The sequence below is a fragment of the Nonomuraea sp. WAC 01424 genome (assembly GCF_003947315.1).
Lineage (GTDB): Bacteria > Actinomycetota > Actinomycetes > Streptosporangiales > Streptosporangiaceae > Nonomuraea > Nonomuraea spiralis.
In genome coordinates this window covers 106,878-125,353 of sequence record NZ_QHHZ01000021.1, presented here as the reverse complement: position 1 = coordinate 125,353, position 18,476 = coordinate 106,878, and the positions used below count along the sequence as shown (strand labels likewise).

Annotated in this window: 21 protein-coding genes; 17 read left to right on the top strand and 4 right to left on the bottom strand. The window is 71.1% G+C overall.

Translation table 11 applies throughout. From position 1 onward, the window contains the following. Positions 1-399: 399 nt before the first annotated feature. Positions 400-564 carry a hypothetical protein gene (locus tag DMB42_RS53795; protein WP_185845179.1) on the bottom strand — a complete coding sequence of 55 codons (165 nt, stop codon included), beginning with the start codon at positions 562-564 and terminating at the stop codon, positions 400-402. A 151-nt stretch (positions 565-715) separates the two neighbouring features. Here DMB42_RS53795 and DMB42_RS43855 point away from each other — a divergent pair, with 151 nt between their 5' ends. The 11 genes from DMB42_RS43855 to DMB42_RS43805 all read left to right on the top strand — a co-directional run bounded on the left by DMB42_RS43855 (position 716) and on the right by DMB42_RS43805 (position 9,304). Continuing rightward, positions 716-1,342: a hypothetical protein gene (locus DMB42_RS43855; protein WP_125645574.1), complete on the top strand. Its 627-nt coding sequence runs from the start codon at positions 716-718 to the stop codon at positions 1,340-1,342. A 52-nt stretch (positions 1,343-1,394) separates the two neighbouring features. Next, positions 1,395-1,940: a hypothetical protein gene (locus tag DMB42_RS43850; protein WP_125645572.1), complete on the top strand. Its 546-nt coding sequence runs from the start codon at positions 1,395-1,397 to the stop codon at positions 1,938-1,940. A gap of 409 nt (positions 1,941-2,349) precedes the next feature. Beyond that, the gene (locus tag DMB42_RS43845; protein WP_125645570.1) at positions 2,350-2,676 is read left to right on the top strand and encodes a hypothetical protein; all 327 of its coding nucleotides are present in this window, start codon (positions 2,350-2,352) and stop codon (positions 2,674-2,676) included. A 103-nt stretch (positions 2,677-2,779) separates the two neighbouring features. Next, entirely contained in the window at positions 2,780-3,214 is a 435-nt protein-coding gene (locus DMB42_RS43840) for a S26 family signal peptidase (RefSeq protein ID WP_185845178.1), read from the top strand. A 51-nt stretch (positions 3,215-3,265) separates the two neighbouring features. Continuing rightward, positions 3,266-4,138, top strand: a complete 873-nt coding sequence (locus DMB42_RS43835) for a helix-turn-helix transcriptional regulator (protein WP_125645568.1) — start codon at positions 3,266-3,268, stop codon at positions 4,136-4,138. A 97-nt stretch (positions 4,139-4,235) separates the two neighbouring features. Then, a complete protein-coding gene (locus DMB42_RS43830; RefSeq protein WP_125645566.1) occupies positions 4,236-4,415 on the top strand; it encodes a hypothetical protein in 180 nt (59 codons plus the stop codon). Positions 4,416-4,483: 68 nt separating this feature from the next. Beyond that, positions 4,484-4,981: a MauE/DoxX family redox-associated membrane protein gene (locus DMB42_RS43825; RefSeq protein ID WP_125645564.1), complete on the top strand. Its 498-nt coding sequence runs from the start codon at positions 4,484-4,486 to the stop codon at positions 4,979-4,981. After that, positions 4,981-5,466 (top strand): hypothetical protein, encoded by a 486-nt coding sequence (locus DMB42_RS43820; protein WP_125645562.1) that lies wholly within the window; start codon positions 4,981-4,983, stop codon positions 5,464-5,466. Before DMB42_RS43825 ends, DMB42_RS43820 begins: the two co-directional genes overlap by 1 nt. Beyond that, positions 5,463-7,262, top strand: a complete 1,800-nt coding sequence (locus DMB42_RS43815) for an ABC transporter ATP-binding protein (RefSeq protein ID WP_125645560.1) — start codon at positions 5,463-5,465, stop codon at positions 7,260-7,262. Before DMB42_RS43820 ends, DMB42_RS43815 begins: the two co-directional genes overlap by 4 nt. A 183-nt stretch (positions 7,263-7,445) precedes the next feature. Next, positions 7,446-8,567, top strand: coding sequence for a sensor histidine kinase (locus tag DMB42_RS43810; RefSeq protein WP_185845177.1), 1,122 nt, complete (start codon positions 7,446-7,448; stop codon positions 8,565-8,567). A 23-nt stretch (positions 8,568-8,590) separates the two neighbouring features. Then, the gene (locus DMB42_RS43805; RefSeq protein ID WP_221762632.1) at positions 8,591-9,304 is read left to right on the top strand and encodes a response regulator transcription factor; all 714 of its coding nucleotides are present in this window, start codon (positions 8,591-8,593) and stop codon (positions 9,302-9,304) included. 16 nt (positions 9,305-9,320) lie between these two features. Here the strand turns inward: DMB42_RS43805 and DMB42_RS43800 are convergent, their stop codons facing one another. The 3 genes from DMB42_RS43800 to DMB42_RS43790 form a co-directional block, all read right to left on the bottom strand. Next, complete coding sequence (locus DMB42_RS43800; RefSeq protein ID WP_125645555.1) at positions 9,321-10,226, bottom strand: LLM class flavin-dependent oxidoreductase; 906 nt, start codon at positions 10,224-10,226, stop codon at positions 9,321-9,323. Between the two features lie 67 nt (positions 10,227-10,293). Then, the gene (locus tag DMB42_RS43795; RefSeq protein WP_125645553.1) at positions 10,294-11,400 is read right to left on the bottom strand and encodes an NAD(P)/FAD-dependent oxidoreductase; all 1,107 of its coding nucleotides are present in this window, start codon (positions 11,398-11,400) and stop codon (positions 10,294-10,296) included. 229 nt (positions 11,401-11,629) lie between these two features. Continuing rightward, entirely contained in the window at positions 11,630-13,315 is a 1,686-nt protein-coding gene (locus tag DMB42_RS43790) for a tetratricopeptide repeat protein (protein WP_125645551.1), read from the bottom strand. A 457-nt stretch (positions 13,316-13,772) separates the two neighbouring features. Here DMB42_RS43790 and DMB42_RS43785 point away from each other — a divergent pair, with 457 nt between their 5' ends. The 6 genes from DMB42_RS43785 to DMB42_RS43760 all read left to right on the top strand — a co-directional run bounded on the left by DMB42_RS43785 (position 13,773) and on the right by DMB42_RS43760 (position 18,461). Continuing rightward, positions 13,773-14,312, top strand: coding sequence for an RDD family protein (locus DMB42_RS43785; RefSeq protein ID WP_125645549.1), 540 nt, complete (start codon positions 13,773-13,775; stop codon positions 14,310-14,312). Positions 14,313-14,428: 116 nt separating this feature from the next. Further along, complete coding sequence (locus DMB42_RS43780; protein WP_125645547.1) at positions 14,429-14,554, top strand: lasso RiPP family leader peptide-containing protein; 126 nt, start codon at positions 14,429-14,431, stop codon at positions 14,552-14,554. 23 nt (positions 14,555-14,577) lie between these two features. Continuing rightward, positions 14,578-16,392, top strand: a complete 1,815-nt coding sequence (locus tag DMB42_RS43775; RefSeq protein WP_125645545.1) for an asparagine synthase-related protein — start codon at positions 14,578-14,580, stop codon at positions 16,390-16,392. After that, positions 16,389-16,667 (top strand): lasso peptide biosynthesis PqqD family chaperone, encoded by a 279-nt coding sequence (locus DMB42_RS43770; RefSeq protein ID WP_221762631.1) that lies wholly within the window; start codon positions 16,389-16,391, stop codon positions 16,665-16,667. Before DMB42_RS43775 ends, DMB42_RS43770 begins: the two co-directional genes overlap by 4 nt. Next, entirely contained in the window at positions 16,664-17,077 is a 414-nt protein-coding gene (locus tag DMB42_RS43765; protein ID WP_125645541.1) for a lasso peptide biosynthesis B2 protein, read from the top strand. The genes DMB42_RS43770 and DMB42_RS43765 overlap by 4 nt, the downstream gene beginning before the upstream one ends. A gap of 67 nt (positions 17,078-17,144) precedes the next feature. Continuing rightward, entirely contained in the window at positions 17,145-18,461 is a 1,317-nt protein-coding gene (locus tag DMB42_RS43760) for a hypothetical protein (RefSeq protein WP_125645539.1), read from the top strand. Positions 18,462-18,476 lie beyond the last annotated feature (15 nt).

Here is an 18,476-nt window from a genome sequence, read left to right as displayed (position 1 = left end):
CACCACCGACCGATCCGGACATCCGGCCCGCGCACGTCATCCCCGGTACGGCTGGAAATCGGCCCATCTCATGGGACAACCGCGGCGCCGGGTCAAGGCCCTCCTGCTTGAGGATCTCCCAGACGAGGTCGGTGATCCTGCCGGAGCGGGGCGGCATGGAGTCCATGCGGCATCCCACCGGACCAAGCGGCGGGCGCGGGCCGTTCCAGCTTCGACTTCGTTACGAGCCGCCTACCCGCCGGCCCCGGAGGACCCGCTACGCGGTCGCTTCACTCACGCGATGGCCGAGCCGGGCCAGTTCACCGTGCACCCGACGGTTTCCCCAGGCCGGATCCTCCCGCGCCAGGCGCAGCGCCAAGTCCCGAACCTCCTTGCCTATGCTCGGGCGGCCGGACCGTCTCAGATACGTCCGTGGAAGGCCTCGGCATCCTGGGTGAGCCGCGGGCGGCCGCCCTTCCACGCCCTGATGGCGCCCCCGTCGTCCCGCACCAGCCGCCAGTACTCCGACTCCACGTCCAGCCTGCGTTTGGGCCCTCGCCTCCCCGCCTGGGGGTCGGAATTCACGCGTCGTCGACACACGTCAACCCGCGGATCTGCACTACATGCTCTCGGGTCGCCGGCTCCTAAACGTCCCGAGTCAGCTGGTTCCTGGAGGAGACGGGGGCGGCCACGCCGTCGTGGATTCGGATGCGGGGGTGACATTCGCTCTGACAGCATGACGCAGTGCTCATGTGCGACAACCGATGAGATTTCGGCGACGGTGGTGATCTCGTACCTGGTGATGGCCCCTCCGATGCAGGGGCCTGACCTTGTGAACGACATTGATGATCTATTAGTGGATCTTGAGGAGCAGGAGGGAATCGACCTCACCTACGACGAGCTGGTACCGCGCACCGCGCATGTGATCGAGCATCGGTACCGGGACCCGGATGGGACCGTGTGCCTGTCCGTGGCGAACGACAGCAGAACGCATCATGCTCACCGCTCCGGACGTGACACGGGACCGGATCGCTGCCTTTCTGAAGATGCGGCTGCCCGTGGCGACCTTCGAAGATCTTCGGGCTCGCGCACGAGAACGGACGGAATCGGATCACGGCGCATTGGTACGGATGGCCATGGCAGCCGAGGAACCGGATCAGAGTCGATCGCCCTCATCCGGCAGGCCCTGCACAGTTCAGACGATGATCTGACACTGGCCGCGATCGAGGCGGCCTGCCTGACCGGCTGGCTCCACTTCCTGGATGAGCTGGTCACCCTCCATCTTCGGCATTCCGAGTCGGAGACACGTGCGCTGGCCGGTCAGGCGGTACAGGCGCTGATCAGGGCTTCTTCCCCGGGTTGATGCCGCTGACATCTGAAAAGACTTGAGGGATCCTGAAGGATCATCGTCTCTCGTGGGCGAGCAGGAGGTCAAGGCGCCTGCCGCGCTGGAGCAGTGTGCTTTGCGCTTTCGGGAGCTGTGGTGCCAGTGGATGGGTGAAGGCCCTGATGTCAACGGCGAGTTCTACCTCACCCACCTCGCGCGGGCGGGCAGCCCCGGGCGGGGGGACGAGTGGATTGAGTCGTGGACGGGCAAGGAGCTCTTCCGGACGTCGCAGCTGCGCGTCATCGATTGCCACCCCATGACGGGTACGGGTCACTATGCCGCACTGCGGCTGCTTCCAGGCATGAGCGAACCCGAAATCTGGTGGGTGGCCGAGCCTTACCATGGCGCCTGGAAGATGGATGTTGGATACCGCGAGTACCTGGAAATGCTTCAGCTGACCAAGGGCGCCTTCTCATGGCAGTTCTTGTTCACCTTGGCGCCGCTGGGTAATGAAGAATTCGAGCGCGTGCGCACTCGAATTGAGAACATGCTCGACGCCTTGCCGGTCCTGTTCCCCGAGCACGACTACAAACCGCTCACCGAACGTTTCTCCGCACGTCTTCGAGACGGGTGAAACCAGATCGGTCGAGGTGGTAGGCCTATGGGCCGGGTGACCGGCTCGTTGGTACGGCTCAAGCACCAGATCGGCGCACATCGATTAGATCTCCTTGAAACGCTTGTTCGTGATGGAGGCGATCCCTCGGCCTGTAGCGCGTCAAAACTCGCACATATGACTCGATCTGGGGTTTCGCCGATCAAGCCAAGCGGCTCGGCGGCACTCGTCAATCGCTTCTTCGAGTATGTGGTCCTGGTCGGGTGGCCGTTGTAGTGATCGATGTACTCGTCCAGAACCGAGCGCTTTTAATCCGTAGGTTCCGGGTTCGAGCCCTGGGCGCCCTACCTCGATTTCGGCCGCGAGTAGTCAGTTGTGTGTGTGTGTGTGTGAGGATGGCCGCATGCCTGCGTTACGCGGAGTCTCGTACATGGGAGCGGTGTTGTTGGCAGCCGTTCTCGTGCTGGTCGCAGTCGTGACCCTGGCCCCTGGCGAAGAGGAGCGCCTCGCCGGTTCGGCCGGGGGCATGGAGGCGGTCGCCCGCTCGTTGCGGGAGGGTGACGAAATAGCGGGGCGGACCATCGGGAATCTCGCGTTCGAGAGGGTCTTTCGGGAGAACGGCCTGGTCTATTTCGAACAGGGCCAAGGGCGTCTGGGAGACCGGGCCTACGGCTATGTCTGGAGTCCCCAAGTGCGGCCGCAGAACGTTGAGCACGTGGAAGGCCCGTGGTACGCGTACACGGATCTTGAGGACTGACCTCTCGGGTCATTGACGGCCAAGGTTGCACGATCTGGAACGACGGCGTCTTCCGTTTGTACGTGTTCTTGAGCGTCGCAAGGTGGACGCTTACGCTCGCGCCATGCCCGTGATCGCCGTGTTTGCGGCTCTGCTGGTCGTTGTCGTGTTTCTCGCCAGGCGCCGGCTGGCGGTGGTGACCGTACGGGGGGAGAGCATGGTGCCGGCGTTGCGGCCCGGCGATCGGTTGCTCGTGCTGCGCGGGAAGGCGGTCAGGCGCGGGCAGATCGTGGTGCTTGAGGCGATCGGGCCGGGGATGCGGTGGCGTGAGGGGCCGCTGCCCGCGGTCGCGGCCACCGATTGGGTGGTCAAGCGGGTCGCGGCGCTGCCGGGTGAGCCGGTGCCGCCGGAGTGCCCCGGGCTGCCCGCCACCGTGCCGCCGGGAAAGCTCGTGGTGCTGGGCGACGGGGAGGTCAGCGCGGATTCGAGACTGTGGGGACTTGTACCGGCCGACCGTGTTCTGGGGGTCGTCCTACGCACCCTTGTTAGTACGTCTTAACAGCCGCATACTCCAGTATGTCCGGACATTTCCTGACAACGGGGCTGGGATATGCGTCTGGTCTTTTCTGCCGCAGGACTGGCCGCGACGACCTTCATCATCTCCCCGCTGCACCACACCCTGTTCGCCGCCCTGTGCCTGCATCATCCGGGTTTCGCCGTACCCGGATCGCCTTGGCGGGATCTGGCGCGCAGGACGCCCGCCAGTGCCATGCCGTTCGTACGACGTGTCCACCGCGCGCCGCACAGCGTGTCCGGCTTCCTCTGGGCCGACCTGCCGCTGCCGCCCGGGGTGGGCACGCTCAACGACGAGCTCGACGTCCAGCCCGGTCTCGGCGACGTCGCCGACGCCCTACGCGCCTTCTACGTCAGCTGTGTGGCCCCCGAGTGGGACGCGATACGCCGCCGCCTGAGCGCGCACGTGAACCGCTACTCCGAGCTGATCTGCGTACGAGGGTTCGGCCGCACGCTGCCCAGGCTCACCCCCAGGCTGAGCTGGTACGGCTGCGCCCTGCAGATCGACACCTCGGGTGTGCGCCCGTCGCCGGTGGAGCTCGGTGACGGGGGCGTGGCGTTCTCGCCGCTGATGTGCGCCAGCCGCTGCTTCCTCGCGCTGGCGCCGCCCCGCGGCGACCGCAGGGCCGTCATCGCCTATCCGGTCAGCGACGAGGGCACCCGGCGCCCCGCCTCGGTGGACGCCCTGGCCCAGGTCGTCGGACAGGCTCGCGCGAGGGTCCTGCGCTCGATCGGCGGCGGTTCGGCGACCGGCGAGCTGGCCAGGTCGCTGGCGGTGAGCGCCTCCACGGTGTCCGAGCACGTGACGGCGTTACGGCTGGCCGGGCTCGTGGACACTCACCGTGAGGGCCGGGCGGTGCGGCACGTGCTGACCTCGCTGGGACACGAACTCCTCAATTGCAGTGCCTGATTTGTCGCATTTCGGTCGCGGTCCGAAAGGATTGCCCCTCCCCTGACCCACTGGTGATGATCGGGCCGAAACAGCCCCTCTCCCCCCAGGAGGTCGGATGACTCGCACACTGAAGGCATTGGGCGACCGGATGCTCGGCGCCCTGCTGCCCGCCAGCACCGCGGACGCCAGGGGGTGCCCCTACGAGTGCTGGTGCTACCACTGGCTCGACCACACCGCGTGGACCTGCGTGCGGCCGGACTGCACGACCTACGTGTCCTGCTACGAGTGCTGCTGACCCTCCACACCCCGCCCACGGCCCCTCCGCAGGGGGTCGTGGGCGGACCCCACCCGTGAAGGAGTGCCATGCCGTACATCGAGCTGGGTTGCCGGGCCGTGCTCTGCCTCGTCTTCCTGGCCGCGCTGGCGGGCAAGGCCACCGGCTGGCGCGCCTTCGTGTCCTCCGTCCCCGGGCTGGCTCCGGGCCTGCCCGCCGCGCCGGTCGCGGTGGCCGTACTGGCCGGTGAGAGCGCCGCCGTGGTGCTGCTCGTCCTGGGCGAGCGCGCGGGATTCGTGCTGGCCGCCGTACTGCTCGCGGCCTTCGCCGCCGCGATTCTGCGGGCCCTGCGCCGCGGCTCGACCGCCGCCTGCCGGTGCTTCGGCGTCACCGCCGCTCCGCTGAGCCGCGCCCAGATCGTCCGCAACCTGCTGCTGATCGCGGTCGCGGTCACCGGCTGGGTGATGCCGGGCGGGCACGTCGAGCTCGCCGGGGTGGCGCTGGCGCTGGTCGCCGCCGTGGTGTTCGCCGCCGTGCTGGTGCTCTTCGACGACCTCGCCGACCTTCTCCTGGAGAGGAACCTCTGATGCCGTACGTCATCGCAGCCCTGGTCATCGTGGGCGTCGTGAGCGCGCTGAACCTGGTGCTGACGCTCGCGGTGATCCGCAGGATGCGTCACGCCGAGCGGCACGCCGCTCCCTCGGGGCCGCCGTTGCTGCCGGTGGGCTCGACCGTCCCCGACGTGCGCGGGATCGGCCGGCCCGCGGTGATCGGCTTCTTCGACACCGAGTGCCAGGCCTGCCCCGGGCAACTGCCGCCGTTCCTCCAGCTCGTCGCCAGTGCGGGCTACTCCCCCTCGCAGGTGCTCGCCGTCGTGTCCGGCCCCGGCGGGGAGAGCTACGCGGACGCGCTGCGCGGCAGCGCCACCGTGATCACCGAGCCCGCCAACGGGCCGGTCTGCCTGGCCTTCCCCAACTCCGCCTTCCCCGCCTTCTACCTGCTCGACGACTCCGGCGTCGTCAGGTCGCGCGCGGTCACCGTGGCCGGGCTCGGCGCCCCCGTCACCGCATGACCCACGAGATCTCGCCCGGCGTGCTGCGGCTGGCCGGGCGGGCCGTGACGGTGTGGGGGCTGGCCTGGCGGGCCGCTCCGCTCGCCGCCGTCTGCTCGGCGCTCGCCGTGATCGCCGGTGGCACGATGCCGGTGGCCGCCGCCTGGTGCACCAAGCTGATCCTGGACGGCCTGGCGGGCGGCCGTGCCGTACTGATGCCCACGATCATGCTCGGCGTGGTCGGTCTGGTCGCCGCGCTGCTGCCGCATCTCACCGAATACACCGACGGACGGCTGCGCCGCGGCATGGACCTGCTGACCCGCGAACGCCTGTTCACCTCGGTCAACGCCTTCGTCGGCCTCGCCCCGTTCGAGAACCCCCGCTTCCGCGACCGGCTCAGACTGGCCGAGCAGGCCGGGACGGGCGCGGCGAACCTGATCCTGGCCCCCGGCCTGGCGCTGGTGCGCGGGCTGGTCACGCTGGCCGGGTTCGTCGCCGCGCTCATGGCGCTGAGCCCGGTCATGACCGGGATCGTCCTGCTGTCCGCGTTGCCGTCGCTGGGGGTGCAACTGTCGCTGAGCAGGCGCAAGGTACGTCTCGACTGGCAGGTCAGCCCGGCGATGCGCCGCCAGATCTTCTACGCCGACCTGCTCACCGAGGTCGAGCCGGCCAAAGAGGTACGGCTGTTCGGGCTGGGCACGTACCTGCGCGACCGTCTCCTCGGCGAGATCCGCGCGGTCAACGACCAGGAACAGGCCCTGGAACGGCGTGCACTGGCGGGACACGGGCTGCTGGCCCTGCTCGGCGCGGCGATCGGCGGCGCGGGACTGATCTGGGCGATCGCCGGCGGCCGTCTCGGCGTGGGCGACGTGGCCGTGTTCGCCGCCGCCGTCGCCGGGGTGCAGGGCGCGTTGTCCAGCGGGGTCACCCAGCTCGCCCGGCTGCACCAGGCGCTGCTGGTCTTCGGCCACTACCGCGCCGTCGTCTCCGCCGCCCCGGACCTTCCCGTACGGCTCCCGCCCCGCCCGCTGCCCGCGCTCCGCTCCGGGATCGAGCTGCGGGACGTCTGGTTCCGCTACGGCGAGGAGCAACCGTGGGTGTTGCGCGGAGTGGATCTCACCATCCCGCACGGCGCCTGCGTCGCGCTCGTGGGGCTCAACGGCGCCGGCAAGTCGACGCTGGTCAAACTGCTGTGCCGGTTCTACGACCCGTCGCGCGGGGCGGTGCGCTGGGACGGGACGGACCTGCGCGACGCCGACCCCGCCGAGCTGCGCTCCCGGCTGACCGCGGTCTTCCAGGACTACGTGGCCTACGACTTCACGGCCGCGGAGAACATCTCGCTCGGCTCGCTGGGCGCCTCGCCCGAGCAGGTCAGGACGGCGGCGCGGCTGGCGGGCGTGGACACGGCCCTGGAGCGCCTGCCGTACGGGTACGACACGCTGCTGAGCAACCGCTTCCTCGACGCGGCCGAGGCCGCCGGTGTCGTGCTGTCCGGTGGCCAGTGGCAGCGGCTCGCCGTGGCCAGAGCGTTGATCAGGGGCGAACGCGACCTGCTCATCCTGGACGAGCCGAGCGCCGGGCTCGACGCGGAGGCCGAGCACGCGATTCATCGGAGGTTGCGCGAGCATCGGGCCGGCCGTACCAGCCTGCTGATCTCCCACCGGCTGAGCGCGGTCAAGGACGCCGACCTCATCGTGGTGCTGGCGGAGGGCAGAATCGCCGAGCAGGGCACCCACACCACGCTCATGGCCGCAGGCGGCGAATACGCCCGCCTGTTCACCCTCCAGGCCAGCGGTTACGCCATCGAGATCCACTGAAGGCGAGGTGGGCCGGGGGCGGAGGCCGTACCGAAGTAGGCTAAAACCTACCTGGAAGTGATGGGGTTCCCTCACTGTCCAGGGATTCCGGAATGCGTACCGTTTCCAGGTATGTACCGATCGGCGACACTGAACGCGCTACGCAGCTCACCCCTCCGGTTCCCGTTCACACGCTGGCCGTGGATGTCGCTGGCGTATCTGGCGGTCGGCGCCGTGCTCTGGTTCGTGACCGTGCTGGCCTTCGCGTTCATCGGCACCATCCCCTACTGGGCGCACGCGCTCGCCAAGGTCGAGCGCCGCATGGTGCGGCTGGCCGGGTACCGGCCGATCACCGACAGCCCTCCGGGGCTTCCCGGTCTGCAGGACCCGGTGTTGTGGCGGGAGGTCGCGTACGCGCTGGCGCACATGCTGATCGGCTTCCTCTCCTTCGTCTTCCTGCTCATAGCCGCCGTCCTGGTCTTCGCGGGGCTCATGGCGGTGCTCGTCATGACGGGCGTGGACGCGCCGCTGGGGCGGAACCACACGGACCCCCCGTTCCTGGTCCTGCTGGGGGCGGTGATCCTGGTCGTCTCGCCCTACGTGGTGACGCTGCTGGCCAATGCGCAGGGCGCGCTGGCCACGGCGCTGCTCTCGCCCCGGGTGGAGGAACTCCAGACGCAGGTGGCCTCCCTGGCCAGGGCCAACATCGCCGAACTGGACCGGTTCGAGGGCGAACGGCAGCGCATCGAACGCGACCTGCACGACGGCACCCAGCAACACCTGGCCACCTCGGCGATGCGCCTCGGCATGCTCGAACTGGAGGTACGTGAGCTGTTCCCGCCGGGTCCGGAGCAGGATTCGGCACTGGAGTCGCTGGAGGCGGTCAGGAGGGAGACCGAACTGGCGCTGGACACGTTGCGCGACGTCGTGCACGGGCTACGGCCGCGCACGCTGATCGACGACGGCCTCGGCGCCGCCCTGCGCGAGCTGGCACGCCGCGTACCCATCAGGACCACCGTCGACGCCGAGGGCATCGGGCGTTTCTCCCTGCCGGTGGAGTCGTCGTTGTACTACATCGCCAGCGAGGCGGTCACCAACGCGATCAAGCACGCGACGCCTGACCACATCCACATCGAGCTGGCGGAGACGTTCGACAGGATCAGGCTGACGGTGTCCGACGACGGCCTCGGCGGCGCGAATTCGGCGCACGGCACCGGGATGGTCGGCATGTACGAGCGGGCCGTCCTGCTCTCGGGCGAGCTCATCGTCGACAGCCCACCGGGCGGGCCGACGGTGATCGTCGCCGACATCCCGCGCCCGTACTGATCAACATGACGCAGAATGGCAGCATGCGTGTGGTGATCGCCGAAGACGCGGCCTTGATGCGGGAAGGTCTGGTGGCCCTGCTGCAACGCTTCGGCCACCAGGTCGTGCACGCGGCCGAGGACGCCGACGAACTGCTGGAGGCCGTCGCCGCCCACCGGCCCGACGTCGTGATCACCGATGTGCGGATGCCGCCGCGCAACCTCGACGACGGGCTGCGGGCCGCGCTGGCGATCCGTGCCGGGCATCCGGACATCGGCATCCTGGTGTTGTCGCAGTATCTCGGTGACGCCTACGCGGCCAAACTGATCGCCGAACCCGTGACCGGGCCCCGCGGCGGCACCGGCTATCTCCTCAAGGATCGTGTCGGCAGGGTCGCCGACTTCATGCAGTCCCTCGACGTCATCGCGGGCGGCGGCATCGTCATCGACCCCAAGGTCATCGCGCACCTCATGTCCTCCGGGCGTCCGCACGCGCTCGACACGCTCAGCGAGCGCGAACGCGAGGTCCTCGGCCGGATGGCGACCGGGGAGAGCAACGCCCACATCGCCGCGGGCCTGCACGTCACCGAGGGCGCGGTGGTCAAGCACATCGGCAACATCTTCGCCAAGCTGGGACTCCAGGCCCAGGACGGCAACCGCCGTGTCCTGGCGGTCCTCACCTACCTCCAGGCGGCCCGGCCGGACGACCCACCGGAACAAGCCCTCCGGCCGCCCCGCGCGACCACCTCAAAGCGCTGACCAAAGCGCGGGTGCGCTACTTCGCGATCGCCTCGCGGACGGACGGGACGATCTCCTGGGCCCAGCGGGCCAGGGTGGTGAGGTCGGAGGCGCCGTGGCCGGAGGAGAAGAGCATGAACCCCGAGGCGTCGTGTTCCAGCACGGCGCCGGTCAGCTCCTCGATCCACTGGTCGGCCGAGCCGCCGATCCAGCGTCCGTCGTGGTCGCGGGTGGCCGTCAGCGGACGGTCGGTGATGCGGCCGGGGAAGTTGTAGATCGTACGGATCTCGCGCGGGTCGCGGCCCACGGCGGCGGCCGCCTCGTCGATGATCGGCCGGGAGGCGCGATAACGTTCGCTGCGCCAGTCGGCCGCGTGGCCGGGGATCCAGCCGTCGGCCACCCGGCCGGTGGCGGCCAGGGATTTCGGCCCGTTCGACCCGGTCCACACCGGGGGCGCGGCCACGGGGGCGGGCTCGATCCGGCGTACCTGGTAATGGCGTCCCTCGTGGGTGACCAGTGAGCCGCCGCCCGACAGCTTCCTGATCAGGACGATGGCCTCCTCGAAGGCGTCCACGGCGTCGCCGGGCGTCTGCCGGGGCACGCCCATGTCGGTGATGCGGTCCCACAGCCCGCCCGCGCCCATGCCGAGCACGACGCGGCCGTTCGACAGCGCCGACAGCGACGTCACCGTCCTGGCCAGCATGGGGGCGGGTCTGGTCGGCAGGTTGGTGACGTTGACCAGGCCGCCGATGTGCCGGGTGCCGCCCAGGAGGAAGCCGAGCGCGGCGTAGGCGTCCAGCCGTTCGCCGAGGTAGGGGTGGTCGGACAGCGAGAAGAGATCGAGCCCGTCCCGGTCGGCCTGCTGAACCATGCGCATTAGATCGGGCAGGTCCCCGAAGCCGGAATGCGCGCCGAAACCGAACACCACGTCAGATCTGGACACGGTACTGCCTTTCATACGTCACACGGAGAAAGAAGGAGGAGGGCTCGCGTCCCGAGCGTGGTCCGTCTCAGGGCGCGCCGAACTGTTCGGTGAAGCGGCCGGTGAACAGGTCGGCACCCTTGTACGCCGAGACCGTCTCGGCCGGTACGACGGCCGGTCCGTCGGGCGTGGGCAGCTGGCCGACACCGCCGCGAGGGCCGAGCGGGAGCAGGATCATCGGGTGGGGCAGCGGCTGATAGGCGGCCGTGGGCTGCTCGCCGCGCAGTTGGGCGAGGATGTTCTGGGCCACCACCTCGCCGTGCTGCATCGCGAACCCGGCCATCTTGGCCTCGTCGACGTCGGTGAGGTCGCCGATCGCGTAGACGTGCTCGTGCACGGCATCGTTCCCGAGCACGTTGAGGGTCTCGGTGACGGACACCCGGCCCTGCGGCGTACGGGTCGTCAGCCGCCCGTCGGCGAGGTAGTCGCTGTTGGTGCGGACGCCGTGCGCGCGGAACCAGATGTCGGCGGTGATCTCCTCCCCGCCGGTCGTGGCGACGGTGAACGGTCCCGCCTGCCCGGCGGCGGTCGCCGGAGGCGCGCTCAGGCCGGCGCCCAGTCGCAGGTCGACGCCCAGCTCGTCCAGCTGGCGGCGCAGTTCGTCGCGCATCTCGGCGGGGAAGGCGGGCAGCAGCTCGTCGGCCGGGTCGACGACGGTCACGCCCTTGTGCGGCCACACCTCCTTGATCTCTCCGGCCAGTTCCAGGCCGACCGGCCCGGCGCCGAGGATCAGCACCCGCCCGGCGTCCGCCAGTTCCTTGTGGGTCCGCAGCAGGTCGTCCAGCACGTCGGGCGTGGAGTCGGAGGCGGGCTTGGCCGGGTAGGCGTAGCTGGAGCCGGTGGCCAGGACCAGGTAGTCGGCCTCGACGCGCCGGCCGGAGGCCAGGGTGACGCCGCCGGGGTCCACCGAGGCGGCTCGCTCCCGCACCACCGTGCCGCGCCGGAGCCACTGGTCGTAGGGGAAGAACATGTTGTGCGCCCAGTCGGGCCGGGTCAGCGCCCGCAGCGAACCGGCCGAGTTGATGAACGCGTCACGCGGCTCGATCAGCACGACGTCCGCCTCGGCGTCCAACGCCTTGGCCACCGCGGAACCACCGTAACCACCACCGACGATCACGACTGTACGACTCGTCATTGTCACTCCAACAAGAAAGAAGGGCTGCAGTTCGTGTTACGAACCATAGTTGTTCGTAACACGAACTGCAACTCGTCCTTAGGCAGGCGTGGTCGATTCGCGTGACGAACTACACCTTCCGGTCGCAGCCGTGCGGGAGCCGGGGTCGGCGCGGGAAACCCGGCGAAGGGGTGCAGGTGAGGGGGGCACGCGAAGAGGTCCGGCGGGCCGGGAAGGGGGTGCGGGTGGGTCAGCCGGAGAGGGCGCGGCGGCAGCGGGTGAGCTCGGCGCGGAGGTCGCGGCGGAGGGCCCGGTCCAGGCCGGGCTGGGCGAGCGCGTCCGTGAAGTCGCGGGCCGCCTCCTCCCAGCGGCCGAGCCGGGCCAGCGCGGTGCCCCGGTTGTAGCGGGGCTCGGGCGCCGGCGACAGGGCCACCGCCCGGTCCAGGTCGGCCACGGCGGCGGCCACCTCACCACGTTCGAAGCGGACGGCGGCGCGATTGGTCCACGCCTCGACCAGGGTCTGGTCACCCTCCAGAGCCTGCGTGAACAGGTCCTCGGCCGGTTCGCCGCGTTCGGAGCGGATCAGGCCGAGCGTGCACAGCAGCGCGGGCTCCTTGGGGGCCAGGGCGAGCCCGGCCAGCGCGTCCCGTTCGGCCGCGTCGAGCGCGCCGCGCTCCAGATGGGCGTTGACCAGGGCGATCCGGGCGTCGAGGTGGCCCGGGTCGATGGCGAGCACGTGCTCCAGGTCCTCGCGGGCCCGGTCGTCACGGCCGCGTTCCAGATGGAGGACGGCACGGTTGTAGTACGCCTCGGGCAGGTGCGGTCCGAGGCGGATGGCGGTGCCGTAGTCCTTGATCGCGGACTGGACGCGGCCGGCGGCCCGGTGCAGGGCGGCCCGGTCCACGTAGTACTCGCAGTTGCCCGGATCGTGGTCGATCACGGTGTCGAGGTCGGCCAGGGCCCGTTCCGGGTCGCCGAGGGCCAGGTGCACCTGCGCGCGGTTGTGGCGCAGGCGGGCCAGGTGCTGCGGGTGCTCGCCCGGCGCCAGCGCCGCCGTCAGCCTGGCCAGTCCGTCGTCGATCAGCCGCAACGCCTGGGCGGGCGCGCCGGACTTGGCGTCCAGCAATGCCAGGCCCTGCTCGTAGAAGACGGTGGAGATCACCTGGTGGCGTGGGTCGTCCACGTGCTCGGCCAGGCGGAGTGCCTGTTCCAGCCAGTGCCGCGCCTGGGCCGGGTCCTGGTCGGCGGCCGAGAGGTGGCGGGCGTACAACATGGCGGTGGCGTACGCGGCGGACATGTTGATCTTCGGGTCGTCGGTGGCCGCGCGTGCCTCGTCGTAGAGCTCAAGTGCCTCGCCGGCGCGGTCCAGCGCGGCCAGGGCGGTGGCCAGGCCGGTGGTGCAGGCCCACCATTGCCGCAGGTCGCCGTCGGGGGTGACGACGGTACGTCCGTGGGCGGCGACGCGGGCCGCGTGGTGGTAGAAGCCGCGGGCCAGGCTGTCGCCGATGGCGGCGCGTACGGCGTCCGGGGCCGAGGGGAGCGGCGGAGGGGCGTCGGGACCGTCGTCACGCAGGTCCAGGCTCAGCGGGGTGCCGGCGATGCGGGGAAGCAGGGTGTCCAGCAGTTCGGCGGTGGTCTCGTCGGCGTCCGCGACGTGGTCGAAGGTGACGGTGACCGGGCGGCGGAGGGTGCCGGCCCAGGAGGCCGCGAACTCGGCCGCGCCGTACGCCAGGCAGGCGGTGCGGCGGGCGGGATGGAACCTGATCGGCTCCTCCTCGGCGGCCGGCCGCGCAGTGCGGTCGAGCGAGGGGACGATCGCGTACAACTCGATCTGGTGGCGGGCGGCCAGGCGGGGGCGGTCGGCGGCGATCGCGGCGAGAAAGCCGGCGACGCCGGCGTAGGGGCCGTGCGCGCGGTGACAGTCGAAGCGGTTCATGGCCGGGACCGCAGGGGCGGGCACCCGAGAGCGCCCGCCGTCTCGGCACTTACCAGCACCACTCGATCCAGAGCCGGCGGGCACCGGACATCAGGCGCTGCGTGCTCTTGCGGCGGATGGTCATCTTCTTCATTGACGCCTCCCGGGGGGGTGATCCATTTCAGGATGACCAGAGCATAAACCGGCGTGTCCGAAATAAGTAGACCCTTCGTGATCTTAGATTTCCGGTGTCCGATGCCGGAGCTGCCTGTCCACGCGAGATCCTGCCAGCTGGAGCCGGGGATGGGCCGTGCGGGCCGCCGGTCGCCGGATCGTCGCGGGTCCGTCCGTTCGCCGGTCCGGCCGCGATTACGGTCGGAGGGCCGGGCCGTATCGGCAGGTGACGGACGACGCGGGCACGGCCCGCGGCCCCTTCTCCCCCGGGTGGAATCATTGTGCTGATCAAGGAGGCAGACGCATGGTGAACGAGCTGGAGAAGACGCGAACCGGCCGGGCGGCGTTACGGCCGAGGCTGGTGGCGGCCGGCTGGGACTATCTCGCGATCGCCGGCTGGCTGACCCTGCTGGCCGTGGTGTTCGTCCCGCTGCGCCTGGCGGGAGCGGGGGTGTTCGACGGGCTCGGTCTGGTGGCCACCGACCTGCTGATCACCGCGCTGAGCGCGCTGCCCGTCGGGGTGTACCTGGTCGCCGGGGAGGCGGGGCGGCGGCGGGCCACGTGGGGCAAGAGGCGCGCCGGGCTCGTCGTGGCCACGGTCGCGGGGGAACGCCCCGGTACGGCACGGATCGTGGTGCGTGACGTCGTGAAGCTGCTCCCGTGGCAGTGCGGCCACATGGCGGTGTCCCGGCTGGTACGCGGCCAGGAAACGGCCTTCGCCATGCCCCTTCTGGTCGCCGCGTACGTATTGGCCGGGGTCTCGATCGTGCTCCTGCTGGCGCGCCGCGACCGGGCCCCTCTGCACGACCTCGTGGCGGGCACCCGCGTCGTGCCGTCGCCGTGACGTCGCCGGGTGCCCGAGGCTGTCCGAGTGTGTCCCAACCCCTGTTGGACAGCCGGTACACGGGCCTTCACTGACCGTGACGCGGCGATCGGCCGCCCGGGAAGAAGGGACCCATCATGACCGACAACGAGCGCCACGAACCGTACGAGCCCCCGCACCTGCTCGACCTCGGCGACTTCGGCCAGCTGACCCGCGGCTACGGGATGCTCAACATGGACCACGCCTACTACTTCAAGCTCTAGCGAAGGCGCGAGGCGAGGGTCCGGTGCGTGAGCTGAGCGGCGAGGAGTTCGCGGTGCTGCCCGACAGCGCCGCCGGCGAGGCCCTCGCCGGAACGCTGAACGGCGTGGTGATCCTGGGTTACGCGTCCGGGCGGCCGTGCCTGCTGGCCGCCTCGACCGGCGGGATCGTGCACGCGGAGGCGGGTCAGGCCCGGCTGGCGGTGATCGGCACGTGCCCGGTCACCGCCGGTCGGCTCCGGCGGATGGCGGCGCGGCTGACGTGCCTGGCGGACGCCGACGCGGTGGCCGCGGCGCTGCCCGGCAGTTTCCATCTGGTCGCGGTCGTGGGCGGGCGGGTCCGGGTGCAGGGCACCGCTTCGGGCACGCGGCGGGTGTACTACGCGCGGGCCGGCGGGGCGGTGGTCGCGTCCGGCCGGGCGGCGGTGCCGGCCGCGCTGACGCGGGCCCCGGTGGACCAGCGGGCGCTGGCGGCGCGGTTGCTGATGATCGTGCCGCCGGTGCTGGCCGAACCGCTGTGGGAGGGGGTCGCCGTGGTGCCGCCCGGCGAGGCGGCCCACCTCGACGCCGACGGGGTGCGCCTGCGTTCCTGGTGGCGGGCGCCGGAGCCGGAGGTGCCGCTGGAGGAGGGCGCCCCCGCGGTACGGGCCGCCCTTGAGGAGGCCGTGGCCGCCCGGATCGGCACGGGCTCGGTGGTGGCCGCCGATCTGTCCGGCGGGCTGGATTCGACGCCGGTCAGTTTCCTCGCCGCCGCGGCGGCCGGGGAACGGTCGGCGAAGCTGATCACGTTCGTACTGGCCGTCGACGATCCCGAGCACGACGACCCCGCGTGGGCCGAACGGGCGCGGGCGCACCTTCCGGGCGAGCACGAGGTGGCCCGGCCGGACGACGTGCCCAAGTGGTTCGCCGACGCGGCTCGGGCCGTTCCCGGGCTGGACGAGCCGACGCGGTGGCTGCGCGCGCTGGCCCGCGAGCTGGCGAGCTCGGCGCTGCTCGGCGGGCGGGGAGCGGCCGTGCGCCTGACCGGGCACGGCGGTGACGAGGTCACCCTGCTGCCCGACTGCTACCTGCACGACCTGGCCCGTCGCCACCCGGCGGCCCTCTGGCCCCACCTGCGCGAGCAGCGGTCGAGGGCCCGGTGGCCGCTGCGGGCGTGCGTGCGCGCGCTGGCCGACCGGCGGCCGTACGCCGCCTGGCTGGCGGATCAGGCGGCGACGCTCGGCGCGCCGCTGCCCCGCTTCCTGCCGGACTTCGGGTGGGAGCAACCGCTGCGCCTGCCCGGCTGGACGACCGAGGCCGCGGCGGACGCGGTCCGCGAGGCGCTCGCCGGGTGCTCGGCCGAGCCGTACTCCCCGCTTCGGGCCCAGCACCAGAGCCTGTCGAGCGTCCGTTCCATCGCCGCCGCCGTCGATGGCGTACGGGTCCTGACAGGCCGTGTGGGCGCCGCCGTGCACGCCCCCTACCTGGACGACCACGTCGTCGCCGCCTGCCTGGCCGTACGGCTGGACCAGCGGGCGGCGCCCGGCGCGTACAAGCCGCTCACCAGGGCCGCGATGCGCCCGGTCATGCCGGCCGAGTGCCTGGGACGCAGCACCAAGGGCGAGTTCTCGGCCGACATCTACCAGGGGCTGCGCCGCCACCGCGACCAGTTGCTGGCGCTGCTCGACGGCTCGCTGCTGGTGGAGCGCGGTCTGGCCGACGCCGCCACCCTGCGCCGGGCCTGCGTGCGGACACCGGCCGAGGGCGGGCCCGGCGTCCTCGCGCTCGACGTCTTCATCGCCGCCGAGAACTGGCTGCGAGCCCTTCCCGCCCATCCCGTTCAGGAGGAGTCGTGCGCGTGAGTCTTCGCCCCGGCGTCACCCTCACCCCGATCGACGAGGTCGCCGTGCTCCTGGACGAGCACACCGGCCGCTACCGCCAGCTCAACGCCACCGCCGTGCTCGTCCTGCGCAGCCTGCTGGCGGGACGCGGCCCGGACGGGGCCGTCCGCGACCTCGTCCGGGCCCATCCGGCGGCGACGCCCACCGCCGAGGCGGACGTCGCCGAGCTCGTCGCCTGCCTGCGTGCCGCGAACCTGATCGTCGATGCCGGCGCCGGGCCGGAGCGGCCGCGATGAGCGTGTCCATGGTGCCCGCCGACCGGCCCCGCCTGCCCTGGCGCCGCCGCCTGCCGGCGCTGGCCGCCGTGGCCGCCGCGCACCTGATCGCCCGCCGGCCGCCGGCCCGCATCCGCGCGGTGCTCACGCTCGCCCGGCGTGGCGCCGTGCCCGCCACCGTCGAGCAGGCCAGGGCGGCACGGGACGCGGTCATCGCGGTCAGCCTGTCGTGCGCCGGGGAAGGCTGCCTGCCGCGTTCCATCGCCGCCGCCCTGTTGTGCCGGACGCGCGGATCGTGGCCCACCTGGTGCGCGGGCGTACGGGTGCACCCGTTCGGCGCCCATGCCTGGATCGAGGCCGAAGGCCGTCCCGTGGACGAGCCGCCCCATCACTACCGGGGCACGATCGTGGTCGCCCCGTATCAGGGCTGAGCCGCCGCCCCTCCGGGACAGGGCGGAGCACCCGCGTTGCACGGCGATCGAGGAGAAGAGGGCGACCATGCCGATCGACTACACCTTCGAGACATTCAACGACCTGGGCCTGCCGCAACCCCTGAACGCGGACGTCGCCGCGTCGATGGTCAAGCACAGCGGCCTCACCTCGGCGGACGTCGTGTTCGCGGCCGGTGGCGGGACCGATGCGGAACGCCACGCCCTGACCTGGCTGCTCGCCACGTACGTGCCGCAGCCGTACAAGAAGGCGACCAACCACCAGATCCTGCCCCTCACGGCCACGTCCGTCGGACAGGTGGTCCTCGCCTACGACGCGAACCGGCGCGCGACCGCGACCCTGGTCGGCCGCGGCCTGCCGGCCGGACTTGAGCCGCCGTACCGCGAGCCGGCCCAGTTGACGCAGTGGCTCAAGGACACCTACGCCCTCGCCGGGATCACCGGCCAGTGGACCGGCGAGCAGTTGGTCAAGCTCCACACGGCCCTGGGTCTGGTCCCCGAGGCCGACCGTCCGGCGCTGCGCGGCGTCCTGATCCAGCGGGTGGCCGCCCTCCAGTCCCAGGACGGTCACGACAAGGGGAAGTTCAGCTACGAAAGAGGCCCCTGGGCCGGATCCCTCGGCACGCTCAAGCTGGCGGACGCGATCTTCGCGGAGGACGGGATCGGCTTCTTCGGCGGCCTCACCTCGCGGGCCTGCCTGCCGAGCGTGCGCGGCATCCTGCACGAGGTCGGCCACGCCGTGGAGAGCGCCTCGTGCCGGACCGAGGCCAGGAACAACGCGGCCTGGGTGGTCGAGAGCACCGGCGGGCGGCAGTATCGCGCATCCGAGCACGTCCCGGACAACCTGGTGACCGAGGCCATCCAGCTCGACACGGACAACGAGGCGCTGGGCAAGCTCGGCACCGGGCTCCCCAACGCCGCCGCCCGGGCCGAGTTCGAGACCCTGTGCGACACGATCGAGAAGATCCAGTCGTGGATCACGTCCGCCGAGAACGGAACGTTCCAACAGGAAGGGGTGTTCTCGGAGGTCAAGAGCCACCTGGCGCAGGCGCTCACCCTGAACATCTGGCAGACCTACCGGCAGGAGATCGTCCGGTGGTGCGACGCGCAGATCCGCGAGGCCCGCTGGCGGACGAAGTTCGTGACGCCGCGCGGCAACAACATCACCCCGTGCCTGCGGGACTTCGTCCAGTTCGTACACGACGGCGGCGTGGGCACGAACCTCACGCCGTACGCGCAGACGTCGTACGGTGAGTTGTTCGCGGAGGCGTACTCGTTCTGGCTCGCCGACCCCGACGCCGTGGAACGGCACGACCGTCGGCTTCGCCAGTACTTCGACAAAGCCGCCTACCGGGTCGGGGACTGACTCGCCGATCGAGCA